Source organism: Ruania zhangjianzhongii, assembly GCF_008000995.1.
Lineage (GTDB): Bacteria > Actinomycetota > Actinomycetes > Actinomycetales > Beutenbergiaceae > Ruania > Ruania zhangjianzhongii.
Map to the genome: position 1 here is coordinate 1 of NZ_CP042827.1, position 15,800 is coordinate 15,800.

The 15,800-nt window shown below is 67.4% G+C and carries 16 protein-coding genes; 13 read left to right on the forward strand and 3 right to left on the reverse strand.

From position 1 onward, the window contains the following. Positions 1–129 precede the first annotated feature (129 nt). Positions 130–1,161, forward strand: coding sequence for a coiled-coil domain-containing protein (locus FU260_RS00010; RefSeq protein WP_147915189.1), 1,032 nt, complete (start codon positions 130–132; stop codon positions 1,159–1,161). Between the two features lie 473 nt (positions 1,162–1,634). On the opposite strand, the gene FU260_RS00015 is transcribed toward FU260_RS00010, so the two are convergent. The 3 genes from FU260_RS00015 to FU260_RS00025 all read right to left on the reverse strand — a co-directional run bounded on the left by FU260_RS00015 (position 1,635) and on the right by FU260_RS00025 (position 4,319). Then, a complete protein-coding gene (locus FU260_RS00015) occupies positions 1,635–2,213 on the reverse strand; it encodes a hypothetical protein (protein ID WP_147915190.1) in 579 nt (192 codons plus the stop codon). A 1,331-nt stretch (positions 2,214–3,544) separates the two neighbouring features. Further along, positions 3,545–3,808 carry a hypothetical protein gene (locus FU260_RS00020; RefSeq protein WP_147915191.1) on the reverse strand — a complete coding sequence of 88 codons (264 nt, stop codon included), beginning with the start codon at positions 3,806–3,808 and terminating at the stop codon, positions 3,545–3,547. Between the two features lie 109 nt (positions 3,809–3,917). Next, positions 3,918–4,319 (reverse strand): ArsR/SmtB family transcription factor, encoded by a 402-nt coding sequence (locus FU260_RS00025; protein ID WP_168211573.1) that lies wholly within the window; start codon positions 4,317–4,319, stop codon positions 3,918–3,920. Between the two features lie 145 nt (positions 4,320–4,464). On the opposite strand from FU260_RS00025, the gene FU260_RS24440 reads away from it, so the two are divergent. From FU260_RS24440 to FU260_RS00085, 12 genes are all read left to right on the forward strand, one after another. Then, positions 4,465–4,899, forward strand: coding sequence for a glutaredoxin domain-containing protein (locus FU260_RS24440; RefSeq protein WP_342355233.1), 435 nt, complete (start codon positions 4,465–4,467; stop codon positions 4,897–4,899). Positions 4,900–4,917: 18 nt separating this feature from the next. Next, entirely contained in the window at positions 4,918–5,328 is a 411-nt protein-coding gene (gene ssb / locus FU260_RS00035) for a single-stranded DNA-binding protein (protein WP_147915193.1), read from the forward strand. A gap of 313 nt (positions 5,329–5,641) precedes the next feature. Then, entirely contained in the window at positions 5,642–6,523 is an 882-nt protein-coding gene (locus FU260_RS00040; RefSeq protein ID WP_147915194.1) for a MinD/ParA family ATP-binding protein, read from the forward strand. Next, complete coding sequence (locus tag FU260_RS00045; protein WP_147915195.1) at positions 6,520–6,834, forward strand: hypothetical protein; 315 nt, start codon at positions 6,520–6,522, stop codon at positions 6,832–6,834. The genes FU260_RS00040 and FU260_RS00045 overlap by 4 nt, the downstream gene beginning before the upstream one ends. After that, on the forward strand, positions 6,834–7,505 hold the full coding sequence (locus FU260_RS00050) for a hypothetical protein (RefSeq protein ID WP_147915196.1): 672 nt from the start codon (positions 6,834–6,836) through the stop codon (positions 7,503–7,505). Before FU260_RS00045 ends, FU260_RS00050 begins: the two co-directional genes overlap by 1 nt. Next, positions 7,505–8,554 carry a hypothetical protein gene (locus FU260_RS00055; RefSeq protein ID WP_147915197.1) on the forward strand — a complete coding sequence of 350 codons (1,050 nt, stop codon included), beginning with the start codon at positions 7,505–7,507 and terminating at the stop codon, positions 8,552–8,554. Before FU260_RS00050 ends, FU260_RS00055 begins: the two co-directional genes overlap by 1 nt. Before the next feature lie 352 nt (positions 8,555–8,906). Then, positions 8,907–9,080 carry a hypothetical protein gene (locus tag FU260_RS23395; RefSeq protein WP_168211574.1) on the forward strand — a complete coding sequence of 58 codons (174 nt, stop codon included), beginning with the start codon at positions 8,907–8,909 and terminating at the stop codon, positions 9,078–9,080. Continuing rightward, positions 9,080–10,669 (forward strand): hypothetical protein, encoded by a 1,590-nt coding sequence (locus FU260_RS00065; RefSeq protein WP_147915198.1) that lies wholly within the window; start codon positions 9,080–9,082, stop codon positions 10,667–10,669. Before FU260_RS23395 ends, FU260_RS00065 begins: the two co-directional genes overlap by 1 nt. Before the next feature lie 178 nt (positions 10,670–10,847). Next, the gene (locus FU260_RS00070; RefSeq protein ID WP_147915199.1) at positions 10,848–12,149 is read left to right on the forward strand and encodes an ATP/GTP-binding protein; all 1,302 of its coding nucleotides are present in this window, start codon (positions 10,848–10,850) and stop codon (positions 12,147–12,149) included. Positions 12,150–12,460: 311 nt separating this feature from the next. After that, positions 12,461–12,745 carry a hypothetical protein gene (locus tag FU260_RS00075; protein WP_147915200.1) on the forward strand — a complete coding sequence of 95 codons (285 nt, stop codon included), beginning with the start codon at positions 12,461–12,463 and terminating at the stop codon, positions 12,743–12,745. Further along, entirely contained in the window at positions 12,742–13,839 is a 1,098-nt protein-coding gene (locus tag FU260_RS00080) for a M23 family metallopeptidase (protein WP_147915201.1), read from the forward strand. Before FU260_RS00075 ends, FU260_RS00080 begins: the two co-directional genes overlap by 4 nt. A gap of 13 nt (positions 13,840–13,852) precedes the next feature. Next, on the forward strand, positions 13,853–15,766 hold the full coding sequence (locus FU260_RS00085) for a type IV secretory system conjugative DNA transfer family protein (RefSeq protein WP_147915202.1): 1,914 nt from the start codon (positions 13,853–13,855) through the stop codon (positions 15,764–15,766). Positions 15,767–15,800 lie beyond the last annotated feature (34 nt).

Here is a 15,800-nt window from a genome sequence, read left to right on the forward strand (position 1 = left end):
CATCCCTACATGCTAGCCCGCTTTCTTTCATGCTGGCAAGCATGCACGCCCGCTTTCTTTCTTTCTAGTTACGTTACGTCTTTCGTTTTACGTCTTCCGTTTCGTTACGTCATTGTGTAGAGTGACGCTATGAGCGAGCAGCAGACAGACCAGCGCACGTGCCGCTTCCCGGGGTGTTCTCGTCCGGCGATGCCAGCGGGGGCCGAGACGGGCCGGCCACCGGAGTATTGCGACGATCCCCAGCACACCCGGGCCGCAGCGTGGCGTGCTCGACGGCGGCTCGCGGCAGCGGACGGTGAGGTGGCTGCCGAGGAGGCCCGTCCGGTCGACGCGGCGCGCCAGCGCGCGAGTGAGATCACCGGTCAGGTCGCCGGCATGATCGAGCACCTTGGGCAGCAGCTCACCACACTCGTCGATGAGTTGCGCACGGTGAGCGACCCGGAGGCTGTCGAGGCACAGATCGAGTCCATGACCACCGAGGCCGCGGAACAGGTCGCCAGCGCCAACGCCCGCGCCACCCGTGCGGAACAGGTACAACGGCGGGCCGAGGCCGATCGCGAGGAGGCCGACGCCGCGGCAGCCGAGGCGGCGGAGCAGGTCGAAGAGCTGACCGAGAGTCTCGGCAGGGCCCGCGACGAGCTATCCGAGGCTCGGGCGGCGGGGGAGGGGCTCGCGGAAGAGATCGCCCGCACGCGTGCGGATGCCGAGAGCGCCCAGGCCGAGGCCGACCAGGTGCGCGCCGACCTCGAAGCCGTCAAGTCAGAGATGGCTGCCGTGGTAGGTGAGCGCGATACTGCACGCAGTGAGGTTGAGGATGCTGAGCGCCGCCGGAGCGAGGCCGAACAGCGCGCCGCCGTCGCGGAAAGTCGTGCCAAGGCTGAGGGCGACCGTGCCAAACGGGCTGAAGCCGAGACAGCCGATGTACGTGACCAGCTGGACTCCACCCGCGACGACTTGGACCGCGCACATGAGTCCATGGCTGAGATTCGCGGGACGCTGGCCACGGTCACGGCAGAGCGCGACTCCGCCCGCAGTGACGTAGAGCGCGAACGGGGCCACGGCGAGCAGCGGGTGACAGATGTCCGTGAGGTCTATGACCGCCAGGTCGAGCAGCTCCGGGCGGATGTCCAGCAACTCAGGCGGAGCAAGGGGAAAGAGTAGTGATGGGCAGGGGGGCTCTGCCGCCGATGGCGCTGAGTGCGGGCGCGGGAGCGTAGGTGTGCCCTGCATACGTGGAACAGACGTTCTATGCTGGGGTGGTGACTGGTGAAGGCCGGCACCCGGATCGGGTGCCGATGCGTGATCGTGCAGAGACTCTCCCGCCCGCGGCGGTGGGTGAGCCGACGACACAGGCGAGTGAGCCAATTGTGGTCAGAGTGTGGGTGAGCCGTCCTCGGCAGGGCGTCGTGCGGGCAGAGGGCCGCGCGATCGCCTGGACCGGCGGGCGGCGCAGGTCGAGCTGGTTGATGAACACGGACGTTCAGAGCGTGTCTGGGTGTGGGCGAACGCGGTCGAACGCGTCGGCCGCGGCCGGTGATCACGGTGTGCCGGACTGAGCACACCGAGGAATGGATGGCAAGGGAGGGGCGGTCAGGTAGCGACCGCTGAGCAGCCGGCGGTGCGGTCGTGCGTGCTCACGTGCTCGCTGCGGTGGTGCTGGTGAGGAGCAGGTTGCGCCGTCCGAGGCGCGTGAGGGTGAGGCCGGCGGTGTGTGCTTCGCTGATGTAGCGGGCGCGGACTGCGGGGTTGATGGCGCGCACGAGGATGCTTCCGTGCTCCCGTAGTAGTTGGTGGCCCAGGGCTTGCCTGAACGCGGTGCCGTGCCCGGCGCGTGCGAAGTGGTTGAACGGTGACGGGTGGTGTTTGCGGGGCCGCACGGCGGCGAAGGCGGTGCGCGATGGGGTGGTCCAGACTCGCCCGCCCTGCACTCGGGCGAGGAGCACGTTCGCTGGTCCGCCTACCAGCACGGTGGTGCCAAGAGTGGCGAGGCCGGCCGCGATCAGGCCGCCACTCAGTAGTGCGATCGGGCCTAGCGCGGAGGTGATCCAGCAGAACCAGATAATGACGGCCGCGTCCGCGAGGCAGATCAGGCCGAGCATCACGTAGGTGCTGAGGGTGATGAGCAGCCGTGCGCGCGAGGGCCGTGGGCGCACCGCGAGGGCGGCGGTCCACGCGAGTCGGTGAAGTCGCGCCTGGGTGTTTAGGTCCGTCATGGGGACTTGGATCAGGTCTGAGGGTGTCACGAGGCACCATCTCGAGTTCTGCTGCCGCTAAGAATGGCTCGGATGGTGGCCATCGCGCTCTCGCGTGCGGCGCTGTGGCGGGGGTCGGAGCTGAGTTCTGTGCGGGCGCGGGCGCTCTCCTCGGCGCGGGCCTTGGCGCGGCGCGTGCTGCGGAGTGCTCGGCGGCGGCCTTTTGGCTGGGGGAGCGGCGCACGGTGCCTTCGGCGGTGCGCCAGGCACGCAGCCGGTACGTCAGCCAGGCGCCTACGTTGGTCACGCCGTGGTCGCCGTCGTGGGGCCAGGTGCCACCGGGCTTGCGGTCGATGGCTAGGTGCACGTCGCCCACTGTCCATCCGGCGAGGAAGAACTCTCGGCACACCGATCGCACATGCTGGGTGCTGATACGACGCAGCACCGGGAGGCGACGTTGTAGCTCGGCAGCAGCGCGCAGCATCTCTTCCTTGCCGCTTGGCGGTACGGAGGCTGGCCATGCTGCGAGCTGTCGCCAAGCGGCTCGGTGTGGTGGCCGCGGAGCGGCCTGAGAGCCGGTGCCGCGGAGCGGCTCCGTTCGGGTTCGGGACTCTTCGCGTGCGCGTGTGCGGGGGGATGCGTTAACCCTTTCCAGGGGAGGGGTCTCATATTCATCCACACCTGCCTCGTCGTCGACGAGCTGAACCGGCGAGACCTGGCACAGCACGTAGACGGCCACCTCGTTCGCCGGGTCTCCCTGGCCGTTGGTGGAGGGGACTTGGCTGCCGGCCACGAGCCGCTTCGACAGGCGCCCTCCGGGGGCGAAGATTCCACGGCGGCCGCTGGCGACCACACCCAGCAGGCCCCATCGTTGAAGATCGGCTAGGTGACGGGCGACGGTGGCTCGTGAGCGGCCGGTCCGCTCCCAAGAACGCCCATGATGGTGCCGTGGTGCGCGTTGCATCGCTGCGTTCGAGCAGCGCCAGGGCGAGGGCGTGCAACGTGGCCCGCCGGTCCGTGCGGAGCAGCTCGGCATCGGCTCGCTCGTCCACCAGCGCCACCCACCCTGACGCGCGGCGAATACGGATAGAACCGTGCGGGATCGCCGCTGCGATCGCTAGGGGAGTGCGCTCCCTGCGAACGTTCACCCGCCGCCGGCGGGCGACACGCGGTGTCGGGGATGGGTGTTGTGGTAGCGGTGGTGCCGCTGAGGTTGCTATGGTGACTCCCAGCGATTGAACGCACCAAGGGTGCGTTGATCTGGGGCTCTCACCTCCCGCCGCCAAGCAAGAAGGGTGAGAACCTTCGGACTTTAGGGCCGGCCCTACGGGGCCGGCCCTCGCTTTATGTCGTTATGCGCTCTTCTTGAGCTGCTTCACCTCCTGCGCGCTGAGCAGCGCCTCCTGCTCGGAGTCAGCGGTAGGTAGCCAGTCGCCGCGGCCGTTCGCGAGATCCTGCTCGGCGTGGGCGATCATCGCCTCGATGAGCGCCCACTTGGACGCACCCGTGGCCACCGCGAGGTTCTCGAAACTGTCCTTGACCTCGGGCTGGACTTTGACGAACAAACCGACCACGTCAATCGCGGAACCACGTGCCCGCCGAATCTTCGCTGCCATGCAGGCAACAGTAGGGATATAGATATCGGCAGCGGGGGATGCCCCCTCGGCGTGTCGGCCCCACTCGAAGGTGGCACCCGTGGCCTTCGTGAGCGGCGAGCGTGTGGAGTCAGTCGCGGTGCAAGAGGGAGCGGAGCCCGTCGAGGTGCTCGTCGATGGCCTCCACGTCCAGGGCGGAACGCGGCACGAGAAACCCCAGATGTGCGCCGAGGGTCTTGTAGACCTCCTCGGTCTTGTCGCGGTTGAGCCGGTACTGCGGTCGGGTGCCGCGGCGATCGCCAGGCGGCTGGTCGACGTCGACCAGGCCGAGCTCCTCGAGGGCCAGGAGGTGGCGGCCCACCAGAACAGGCTCGAGCGAAGTGGCTTCCACGATCTGCCCGCGCGTCTGCTTCTCTCCTGGGGCCAGTGTGGCCAGGTGTCCCAGGATCGCGACCCGGGCCTTGTTGCCGAAAATTTCCACCGCCATGGACACGTCCTCTCGCATGTGCGGCGGCAGCGCATAACTCGGCATGGGCTCCATGATGCCTGGCCTACCTCGCGCTCGGCGCCCTCGACTGAGTACACACATCGAGTAAAACATGCACCATATGCCCTAGACAAGGTCCAAGAAGTCGCATAGCGTACTTTTAAGTGGACATCGAGGGAGGACGAGTCCCATGGCAGCGAACGATTCAAGGGCGGTGCGGCCGCCGATGACGGTCTACAGCAAGCCCTCCGGATGCATCCAGTGCGATATGACCTACAAGGTACTCGCCAGGGAGGGGTTGGTGGAGGGGGTTCACTACTCCAGAGTTGACATCACCGAACCAGCGAACGCCGACCAGTTGGAGTACATCACCGAGGAGCTGGGGTACGCCCAGGCACCGGTCGTGGTGATCAACGCTCGCCAGCACTGGTCCGGTTTCCGCCCAGATCAGATCAAGCGCAGTGCACAGTGGGTGCGAACCAACACAGCCACCACCGGCGGCCCCGACCTCGACGGTCGCCAGCAGTGCCGCGCGATGGATCAACGGTTGCGTGAGAGCCACCCTTCTGATGCGGACGGGCTTCCCTCGCCCGCAGACGTGGCCGGTCAAGGGTTGTACGTCTGAGGAGATGGGGAGAGGTCGATGTATGACACGGAACTGACGGTGGCGGGCAACCTGACCGCCGATCCTGATCTGCGATTCGCGCCAAGCGGCGCCGCGTCCGCCCGCTTCACCCTCGCCTCGACGCCGCGCGTGTTCGACTCCCGCACCGGGCGATGGGCAGATGGTGAGACTCTGTTCATTCGCTGCGTGGCGTGGCGTGATCTGGCAGAGAATGCTGGAGAGTCGCTGTCCAAGGGAGTGCGGGTCTTGGCCCGTGGTCGCCTGCGTCAGCGCGAGTACGAGACATCGGCGGGGGAGCGTCGGCAGGTCGTGGAGCTGGAAGTCGATGAGTGTGGACCGTCGCTACGGTTTGCCACGACCTCGGTGAGCCGGTCCCGGCGGAATCCTTCCACCTTGAGTTCGGAATGGAGTTCTAACGGTGACCAGTGATCCGCGTCCCCCGCTCTTTGGCGGCGCTGAGCGGGTGCAGTCCTTCCAGGAGGCCGCGCCAGCCCCACCGCTTTCGCCCTTCCCCGGGGCTGTACCCCAGCCGCCCGACGAATCTGAGGCGGTGCCCTCAGACTGGCAGCCTGACCCCGTTAACGTGCCACCGCAGTCGATGCGACCTGCTCCACACCAGGAGGCGGTCAGCGGCGGCGAGGCTCCTGCGACTCGCCGGGCGCGCCGTGCGGCCGAGCTGATGGAGCCCGACCCTGCAGCATCGCAGCTCCCGTTGACGGGGTGGCGGCGGGCGGTGCGGACGATGACCTTCGGCTTGGCCTCACCTTCGCCCGATCCACGGGTGGTGGAGTGGCATGCTGACCGGGCGGCCGTCAACGCCAACTTTCCGCGGCTGCTGACGGCCATGGTGGCGAACCCCAAGGGTGGTCGGGGCAAGACCCCGCTATCGCTGCTTCTGGCTGCCGCATTCGGGGAGCTGCGTGGCGGGGGAGTGTGCGCCTGGGACAACAACGAGACTCTGGGCACGATGGGAATCCGCACGGAGGTTGGGCCGTACCGGACGACGGTTGTGGACCTGGTGGATGACCTGGACAGGTTCGAGCACGTACGTGCTCGACGTGGCGATCTCGGCCAATACACCCACCATCAGGCCGCCGGCCATTTCGATGCGCTGATCTCAGATGAAGACCCGACTCGGATGGCGATGGTTGACCGGGAGCAGTTCGAGCGCATTCACGAGCTGCTCGGCCGGTTCTACAACATCATCATGATCGACACCGGCAACAACCCGAAGGCGGCGAACTTCGTGGCCGCCCTGGCGGCCTCGGACGTGTTGGTGATCCCGATCCAGTGGACTCGTGACTCAGTCGTGACCGCCGGGCGACTGGTGGACCAGCTGCGCGAAGCCGGCCGGGAGGACTTGGTGGCCTCGGCCGTGACCGTGGTCTCGGACAAGGGCCAGTCCTTGAAAGCATCCCCGGAACAGGTGGCCTCGTGGCGGGAATGGTTCACCGACACCACCGGCAGCATCATCAACGTGCCCTTCGACCCGCACATCGCTGAGGACGGTGTGCTGCGCTGGGATGCGCTGCAGGAAGGCACCCAGAGAGCCCTCGTGCGGGTCGCGGCCGCGATCTCGCACGCGTTCAGTCACCGCGTTTCACAGACAGGAGTACGGCAGTGATCGAGCCGATCATGATGGATATCTTGGCCAGCGGGAATCCCTTCGATGGCGTCTCACCAGACTTCGGACTGTGGGGAGGAGCGTTCACCGAAACGTGGCAGCGCCTGCTCGCCGGGGTGTGGGGTGTCGCCGTAGTCGTGACGGCATTCCTCGCGATCAAAGCAATCGTGTCGATGGCTAACGCCAAGGACGACAACCCGGCCATGTATCAGCAATCGAAGACCTCAGCACTGCGCACGGGTGCCGCCGTGATCGGACTACTGCTCCTTGGAGTCATCTACACGGGCATCTTCGTCTTGACGGGGGTGTGATGAGCTCGTCGACGCCATTCCCGAAGCGACCCAAGTGGCCGCTGGTGACCGCGGGCGTGGTGGTCCTCGTGGTCGCCGCGCTCCTTGGTGGATGGTGGCTCGGCCGCGACCAAGGCGGTGACCCACCCGAGAACACCACCACGCCGCCGAGCCCCACCGACACCACCGCCGCGGACGGGCAGGTCGACGGCTGTCTCGGAGGGCCCGACCGGACCCCTGAGATGGTGCTCGCCGCCCAAGAGCAAGCCGACGTCGCCTCGGACGAGGAGGGCGTTGCATTCGCCGCCTCACTCATGCGGTGGTTTTGGCAGGAGCCCTGGGCCGAACCTACGGATGCTCAGCGCACCGCGATCGTGGCCGAGCACGCGGATTCCAGCATCCCGGAACTGTTTGAGTCCGCTGCCGACTCGGTAGACGCAGACACCTCGAGGTGGGTCTCCACCAGCGGCGCCCTCTGGTACGTCGAGTCGTCTACGGCGGACGAATTGGTTGTGAGTCTAGCGCTGCTGCCGGTGATCGACGGGGAGTTAGCGACAGACTCCCGCATCCAAGCGACCCTGACGTTGACGCGCTCTGACGGAGTATGGCGCTGGTCCGCCTTCGAAGCCCAGATGCGCGACTACGAGGACATGGAGTCGATCGGCACTGCCTTTACCAGCGGGTGCGGCTGATGTCGGGGGAGAACCAGCCCTGGTGGCAGACCGCTCTCGAGACGGTTGCTGGCGTGTCAACCGTGAGTCGCGATGGCGCAGATTCTGCAGCGTCGACGTTCTGGGACACCGCCATGTCGCTTACAGGGGTCGGGCCGACCGTCGCCTCAGCTGCCCGTGCGGCTGATTTTTTTAGTGATCCGCCGGGGTGGTTGCTGGAGCAGTTGGAGACGTTCACGTCGTGGTTGGCGGGGTCGGTGATGCCGTCGTTGGTGGAGGCGACGAAGCCAGACTTGTCCGCGGAGTGGTTCTTGTCGGCGTATGCGGTCACGTTCGGGCTGGCGTTCTTCGTGATGGCGGTGCTGTCGATCTTGAACCTGGTTCGTTTGGCGTCGGGGTCGGTTGCTTCTGCGGACGTGGTGGACGCGCTGACGTATCAGGGTGTGTGGTTCTTCCTTGGGTCGATGGTTGGCCCGCTGGTCGGGTACATGGTCGCGCAGGTGGTCGGCGCTGCCTCTGATGCGTTGCTGGGGTGGGCTGTTCAGGACAGTGTTGAGGGGGTGGTGGCGCGACTGCAGGAGTTCGCCGACACCGAGGGGTTCCTGCCGGAGGCCGGCGGCTGGCTGCTTGCGGTCGCTGTCCTGTTATTCCTGATCATCGGCCTGGTGCTGGTGGTCCTTGCCCATCTGATCGCACTGGTGACGTTGTACTTCGTCGGGGTGCTCTTCCCGTTGACGCAGGTGTGGCGGATGGACCCAAAGCGCCGCGGATTGGCGGACTCGGCGGTGATGGTATGGCTGTGCATCCTCGCCTCTCATGCACTGGTGTTTTTGTTGCTGGGGATCGCCTTCCATTGGGTTGGTGATGCTGGGTTCGCATTCCTCGCCGACCCGGGGATGAACTCTGTCGCCCAGGCGCTTGCTGCAGGGTTTGCGATGATCCTCGCCGGGGTCTCGCCGCTGATGTTGTTCAAGTTGGCGAAGGTGCTGCCGTCAACGGCTGGGCAGGCCGGCCCATCGCTGTCCTCCGGGCGGCAGGCGCCGGCAGCGGCGGTGGGAGCAAGTCGCTGAGCGATCACGCCCAGGCGCAGCAGGCAAGTACTGCAGACAGTGCCTCGAGCGGCGCGGCCGGTGGAGGCGGGGGAAGTGAGTCCACCCCTTCGGGTGGGCAGGGTGAGTCTGGCGGGTCGGGGTCTGGAGAACAGCAGCCCGGGGCGCTGGAGCAGCGCGCGAACGAGCACCGGTCTGGCCTCAGCGGTGCCGGAAGTGGCACTGGCGCTGGGCAGTCCTCCGCCGCGCTTCCTCTGGCGGTGATGGTGTCGGAGCCGCTGGCGCGGCTCGAGGCGGGGCCACCGCCGCCAGTGGTGCGGGCGGTGCCGCCGGTGGCGCCGCTGGTGGTGCGGGAGCGGCCGGGACCGCGACAGTGGCTGAGGGCGCTGCCACCGGTGGCAAGCTCGGTCCGGTCGGCGCCGCCGTGGGTGCTGGCCTGGGAGTTGCTGCTGCCGGTGTGAAGAAGGCGTGGGACACCACTGTGGACACCTCGCAGAAGGCCGGCGAGACCGCTTCCCAGGACATGGGTCGCGAGGAGGTCAGCTGATGCGCACGTCCAGTATTGGTGGGGACGCCGCTCACCGGGGCTTGTTCGGTCGCTCCACGGTGCGGTCACGGACGATGATGGTGATCGTCCCGGCGGCGCTGGTCATTGCTGCGCTGGGGGACACCGCGGGCCTCTGGGTTGCCGCTGGCCTGGTGGTGGTCGCGCTGCTGCTGACGGCATCGACTCCTCGGGGCACGCTCGTCGAGCGAGTGGTGCGCTGGTGGCGCTGGCGATCGAAGGTGCGTTCGGGTCTGACACGGTTCAGCCCCTTCGATGATGCTCTGTGGGAAGAGCTGGTGGGTCGCGGGTGGCGTCACCGCAAGGAGGCGGCCGCTGTCAGGGAGTGGCCCGATGGGTGCGAGGGTCTGGGCTGGCTCCAGGCAGAGGCCGGGAGGCCGGGCATCGCGTGGCAGACCCCAGTGGGGGAGGAGCCGTACCTGTCGGTGTGCTGGGCTGTGGGTGGCCAGCACCGTGGGGTGGAGTCGGATGAGTCGGTCGAGACGGCCGCCGCGGCAGTCTCGCAGTTCCTGGAGTCGTTCGCGCCGGAGCTGCGGGCACCGCAGGTGGCGCAGATCTTGACCAGGGTGCTGCCGCCGGATTCGGCTCTGCACGAGTCCTGGATCCTTGATCGGATGGACACCTCCGCCCCGGAGGTGGTGCTGCGCTCCTACGATTCCGCGTTGCGGATGCTGTCCAAGGGTGCGCTGATCCAGCGGCACTTCGTTGTGATTCGGTGGCCGCTGACGGCTGCTTTCAAGGCGGAGGCGGCACGGTATGGCCTGCGCCAGCGTGGGTGGCGAGAGTTCATGGCGACGGAGATCGAGACCATGCAGGGTGTGCTGGGACCGGCCTTCGGTGGGGCTCGACCACTATCTGCCCGGCAGACCGTGGCGGTGATACGGCACATGCAGGACCCGGGGCGGCCGATCGACCAGGTCACGGACGTGGGCTTGCTGGATGTGGGGGAGCCAGCGCGGGAGGAGTACGGGGCATACGTGGTGACCGGGAGTGATCCACTCACCCGACAGCCGGCGGAGTGGTGGCACACCACGGGGATGATCACCTCGGAGGGGCTTTCGAGTGAGGAACGTACCTCACTGTGGTTGTTGCCGATGCTTACGGGCATGCCCGATCAGATCATCCGGACCATCTCGTTCCAGATCCTGACGCGGCCGGCGGAGGGGGCCAGGGTGCGGGCTCGTCGGGCGGTGACGCAAGACTCAGCGAACATCAACGCCGCGCGGGAGAAGGGGCGTCTGGTGGATGACGAGGACGCGGTGACGTTGACGGCGGCGCAGCGGCGCCGAGCGGACCTGCGTCCAGGACAGCCGCACCATGGCGCTGAATGGGTCGGATACGTGACGCTCTCGGCCCGCTCCCGGGAGGAGTTGCGCCGCGCGGTACGTGTGGTGCGTGACCGGTTCGCTACGGCGCTGGGTGCCAAGGTCGAGTGGCTCGACACCTACCAGGCCGCTGCGATGGGCTGCACCTGGCCCCTTGCGCGGGGCATCCGCCCGAGCGGGATGGATGCCTCGGAACGTCTCGCCGGAATGCTGACGGGTAAGTCTTCGAAGGAGTCGCTGACATGAGCCAGGACGTGCGTTCGGGGAGCGAGGCCCGCGAGGACGAAGGACCGGGCGGGCGTCGTGCCCGCCGGCGACGAAGCGAGACCCAGGTGGAGCCCCCCGCCGGCCCGCCGACGGGGATCGTGGGCGGTGAGTTCTTCGACGACTCCGGTCAGGTCCTCAAGCGGTTCCAGGGGCGGGGATGCCGGCACGGCCCCGGCTGTGGCTGGCCCGGCGAGGCTACTACGCTCCCCAGCCGGTCGGGGCCTCCACGACGACCCGGCAGGCGGAGATTCTCAACCCCGCGATCATTGGTGAGCCCACGGGCGCGAAGGGAATTCCGCAGGGACGCGATGTGCTCTCCCGCGCGATCGTCGCGCACGACCCAATCACGGCCTACCCGCACCTGGTCTCCTCCACCAACGTCGCGGTGATCGGCGACGTGGGGGCGGGCAAATCCACGTGCACGAAGTGCAACTACGCGCTTCGTGCACTGGCGCTGGGAGACCGTCAGGTGGTGGTCTACGACCGCAAGGACGAGAGTGGCGAGGGCGAGTACTCCGAACTGACCCGCTTCTATGGCAACGACCCGCTGAAGTTCAGCGTGGAGCCAGGAGCGGACACGGCGCGGTTGAACCTGCTCGACCCGTCAGTCGGGCTGGTTCGCGGAGACAGCGGGCAGCTGCGGTTGCTGCGGACAGTGTGCGAACTAGCCCGCGGCTCAGAACTCAACGAGGTAGAGCGGGAGGCGCTGCGGGCGGCCTATACGCTGACCCGGCAGGAGGTGGACCACAGGATCCCCACCTTGGCCGACCTGGGGGAGCGGCTCGGCCTCATCAGGTCAGGGGACTACGCCGACCACTCGGCCGCCGCCAAGGAGCGGCTGCACCAGGCAGGCCTGTTAATGCGGTACTTGATCAACGACTTCCTGGCCGAGTACGGCGGGGTGTTCGACGGAGACACCAGCTCGGCGTTCCAGCTGAACAGCCGCCTGACCTCCTTCGACATCTCACAACTTCCCGCCGACGGTCCGATCATTCCCGCGGTGATGGCAGTGGCGAACATGTGGCTGACGGGGCGGATTCGCACCCAGCGCCGAGCGGGAAACCGGATGAAGACCCACGTGATCGCCGAGGAGGGCTGGCAGTTCAGCTCCGGACCAGTGGGGGAGATGCTCCGCGCCGATACCAAGTTGCACCGAGGGCTGGGGATGTGCCTGGTGTTCGTGTTCCACAAGATCGCCGATATCCCGGCCGACTCGCCGGCACTCGCGCTGATCCAGGAGGCCCAGACCGTTCACATCTTCCGGCAGACCAGACCTGCCGACGCCGCGCGCTGCGGGGAGATGTTCGACCTGGCACCCGATGCGCGCCGCACGATCATGGAGCTGCCCACCGGGACCTCGCTGCTGAAGATCGGCGGCGCGCGTGAGGTTCAGGTCGAGGGGGTCTTGACCCCTGAGGAAGCCCGGTTGACCAACACCGACTCCGCGCTGGTCTCATGAGCACGCGGTGGTGCGATCGAGGGGCGCTGTTGCAGGTGACCGGTGCGGTCGCTGTAGCCATAGCGCTGGCGGGCGGGTGCGCGGCTACCGCACCAGAATCGCCTACACCAGCGGCCACCGCACCGGCGGCGACGGAACAAGAGCAGGAGCCTGACCCCTCCTCGCCCTCGGCGACGGACCTCGTGGCGTCTGAGGAAGCGAGCGAGTCTGCCGCGCCGAGCCCGCCGCCGGCACACCCAGACCCTACTGATTCGGCCGCGCCACTGCCGACCTGGGACTCTGCCGCGGAGGAGCGTGCCGAGGACCAAGCATTGGCCTTCATACGTGCATTTCTGCGCACCGACCTGTCCCGGGGGGACTGGTACGCCGGGATTCGCGGCTTCCTCTCGGCGGATGCGCAGGAGAAGTACACGACCGTCGATCCGCGCAACGTGCCGAGCACCGAGATTGTGGGCGGCGCGGCAGTTGTGGATGCCTCGTCGGTGTTTCTCGCGAGCGTGGAGGTTCCCACTGGCGCTGGCGTGTTCGCGGTGACGCTGTCCCGCTCCGAGGTGGGAGAGGACTGGGTCGTTGAGCGTGCGGAGTTGCAGCAATGAAGGCCGTCGTGGGTGTCAGCGGTGTGGCGCTGATCGTGGCCTTCGCCTTCGGCGGCATCGTGGTCCTGCTGATGGTCAGCGGCGGGCACGAGGGCCCGGCCGCTGCCTCACCGATGCGTGCCTGCACCCAGGGCCAGGCGCTGAGCGTGTCCGAGGAGCAGGTTCCGCCCGAGTTGCTGGAGGAGTTCAGTCCCGAGCAGCTGAATAATGCCGCGGCGATCATGTCTGCCGGTGCCGACCTCGGGGCATCCCGAGGTGCGCAGACGATCGCGGTCATGACCGCGCTCGGTGAGTCCACCCTGGTGAACATTGACTACGGCGATTGGGAGACCAGCGGGGTGCGCAACCCCGACGGTAGCCCGACCTCATCGCTGGGGCTGTTCCAGCAGCAGGAGTGGTGGGGCACTCAGCAGCAGCGTATGGACCCCTACACTGCGGCCACACTGTTCTACCAAGGCGGGCGCGATGGCTCCCCAGGGCTGCTCGATACCCCCGGGTGGGAATCCATGGCACCGACGCTGGCGGCGAACTCGGTGCAAGGAAACCTGGACCCGGACCACTACAGCGAGTACTGGCCGGCGGCGGCGCGGATTGTTGCCGGCCTGGCGGATATCGACGTCGAGCAGGTGGACTGCACCATCGGTGGGGCTGGGGTCAGCTCCGGGCAGTGGACAACCCCGCTGCCGGGGTCCTCCGTGACGTCCACCTTCGGGCAGCGCGTCAACCCGGTGACCGGGGTGCTGAGCCTGCATGCGGGGGTGGACCTGCCGGCGGCAGCTGGAACGTCCATCCTCGCGGCTGCCGATGGTGTAGTCACCCACACCAGCTGCGAGGCCTGGCAGGGGCGATCCCCGTGCCAGGTCCTCGTGGACCACGGCGAGGTCGACGGGCACAGCGTGTGGACTCTGTACGTGCACATGTATCAGTCCGGGGTGCTGGTCAGCCCAGGCGATCACGTCAACGCAGGCCAGGCGATCGCGTTGGTGGGCTCCAACGGTCAGTCCACCGGTCCGCACCTGCACTTCGAGGTGTGGATCGACGGGAGCGCCACCGAGCCAACCGCGTTCATGTCCACCATGGGTGTGGACCTGTGAGAGAGGGGCAGCAGTGAACGACCTCGGAATGAAGCTGGTGCTGATCGGGGGCGGGGCAGCATTGGCCGTGCTGGCCAGCCTGCATGCGGCCGTAGCCGTGGTCGCTGCCCTAGGAGACGGGCCGGTGCCCGGTCCGATGGACACGATCACCGTTGTGTTCTCCAGTCCCACGAACCCCGTAGCAGGGTATGAGGCTGCGCTCTCGCCCGTTGCGGTCTACACCGTGTGGGCGCTGCTCCTCCTGGGCATCCTGGCGGTCGTTGTGCGGGTGGCCACGCGCGCACGACGGGAACGCACTCGGTCGGCGTCGAAACGCCGACAGGCGCTGAAGATCGCCGATCTTCCGGCGCTGCGGGGCAAGGCTGCTCGAAAGCGAGCCCGGCGGATCCTGGCAACCGCGACCAAGGGTGAGGAACTGAGTACCGAACTACTGACGGTGCCGTTGGGTCGGGTTGATGGAGTGGAGTTGCACCTGCAGCACGAGGACGCGGTCCTCGCCCTGGCTCCCCAACGTAGCGGGAAGTCGTCGGGCATTGTGGTGCCGCGGGTGCTGGATGCACCCGGACCGGTGCTGGTCACCACCACCAAAGGCGATGTCGTGCTCACCACGGCGGTGAGTCGGTCATCGCGTCATTGCCCGCCGAAGCCAGTAGGAAGCCGATGGACACTTTGGCGTGACCAGACCCGCAAGGCGCGCCACTGGGCGCCGAGGCCGCACGCCACCGGTGAGGTGCTCGCCTTCGATCTTCGAGACGTGACCGGGTGGCCCGACAAGGCGAACTTCGACCCGGTCGCTGGGTGCGAGGACCCCGAGGAGGCCATTGCCCGCGGCAAGGCCCTTGGCAGCGCGAGCACACCGAGTGGGGGAGGCGGGGGCAACAGCGCCTGGTTTCAGGCGCGGGCGGGCGAGGTCCTCGGGTACTACCTGCACGCGGCCGCCATCAAGCCTGACGGTGGGTCCATGCGCGACGTGGTGCGCTGGGCCGCTGACTTCACCGACAGTGAGCCGCAGCGAATCCTGCAGGCCTCACCCACGGTGGGCGACGCAGGGTGGGCGGACAAGCTCCGTGCCCGCACTCAGGGCCGTGCGGGAGAAACCGTTGACTCTCTGGCCATGACCCTGTCGGGAATCCTCGCTCCGCTGGATTCTCCCCGTGTCCTCGAGGCACTATGCCCGCCGCTGGGTCAGAACTTTGACGTCGAGCGCTTCCTCGACGGGGCTAACACCCTCTACATCGTCTCCGAGGCCGGCGAGGAGGCTCTCGCCCCGCTGCTGACGATGCTCACCGACTACATCATGCGCACGGCGCAGCGAGTGTCGCAGACCCGGCCAGGTGGACGCCTGTGGCCGCCGTTCTCACCCATCCTGGACGAGGTCACTAACATCGCCCCCCTGCCCCACCTGGACCAGTTCATGTCCGATGCCGGCGGCCGGGGGATCTGCCCGGTCGTGGTGGTGCAATCCAGGTCCCAGCTGCGGCACCGGTGGGGGAGAGAGCAGGCGGAAGCCATTCGCGGTAACGCCACGGCACAGTACTACCTGCCGGGCATCACCGAGGAAGACCTCCAGCAAGATCTGTCCCGAGCCGTGGGCACCTACGAGGTCACGCGCACCACCACCTCCAGCGGCAGCAGTGCCGGGTCAGGGCCATCGGTGAGCACATCCGCCAGCTGGGAAGACCGGATGCGCCCCGACGAGGTCCGTGCGATCCCCGATCAGCAGGCCCTCTTCTTCTATCGCAACCTGCGCGCCGGACTAGTGAACCTCCCACCATGGTGGGAACGCCCCGATGCCGCCTGGATCAGGGAATGCGAGCACATCGCAGAGAAGCTCACCGGGCGCAACGCCGATGCCCTTCGCCGCCGGCGGGAGACACCCATCCCGGCGCCCGCAGTAGCAACCAGCGAGGAAGGAGCGGAGGCATGAGTGAGGACGAGAACAATGCAAACCAGCGCGAGTT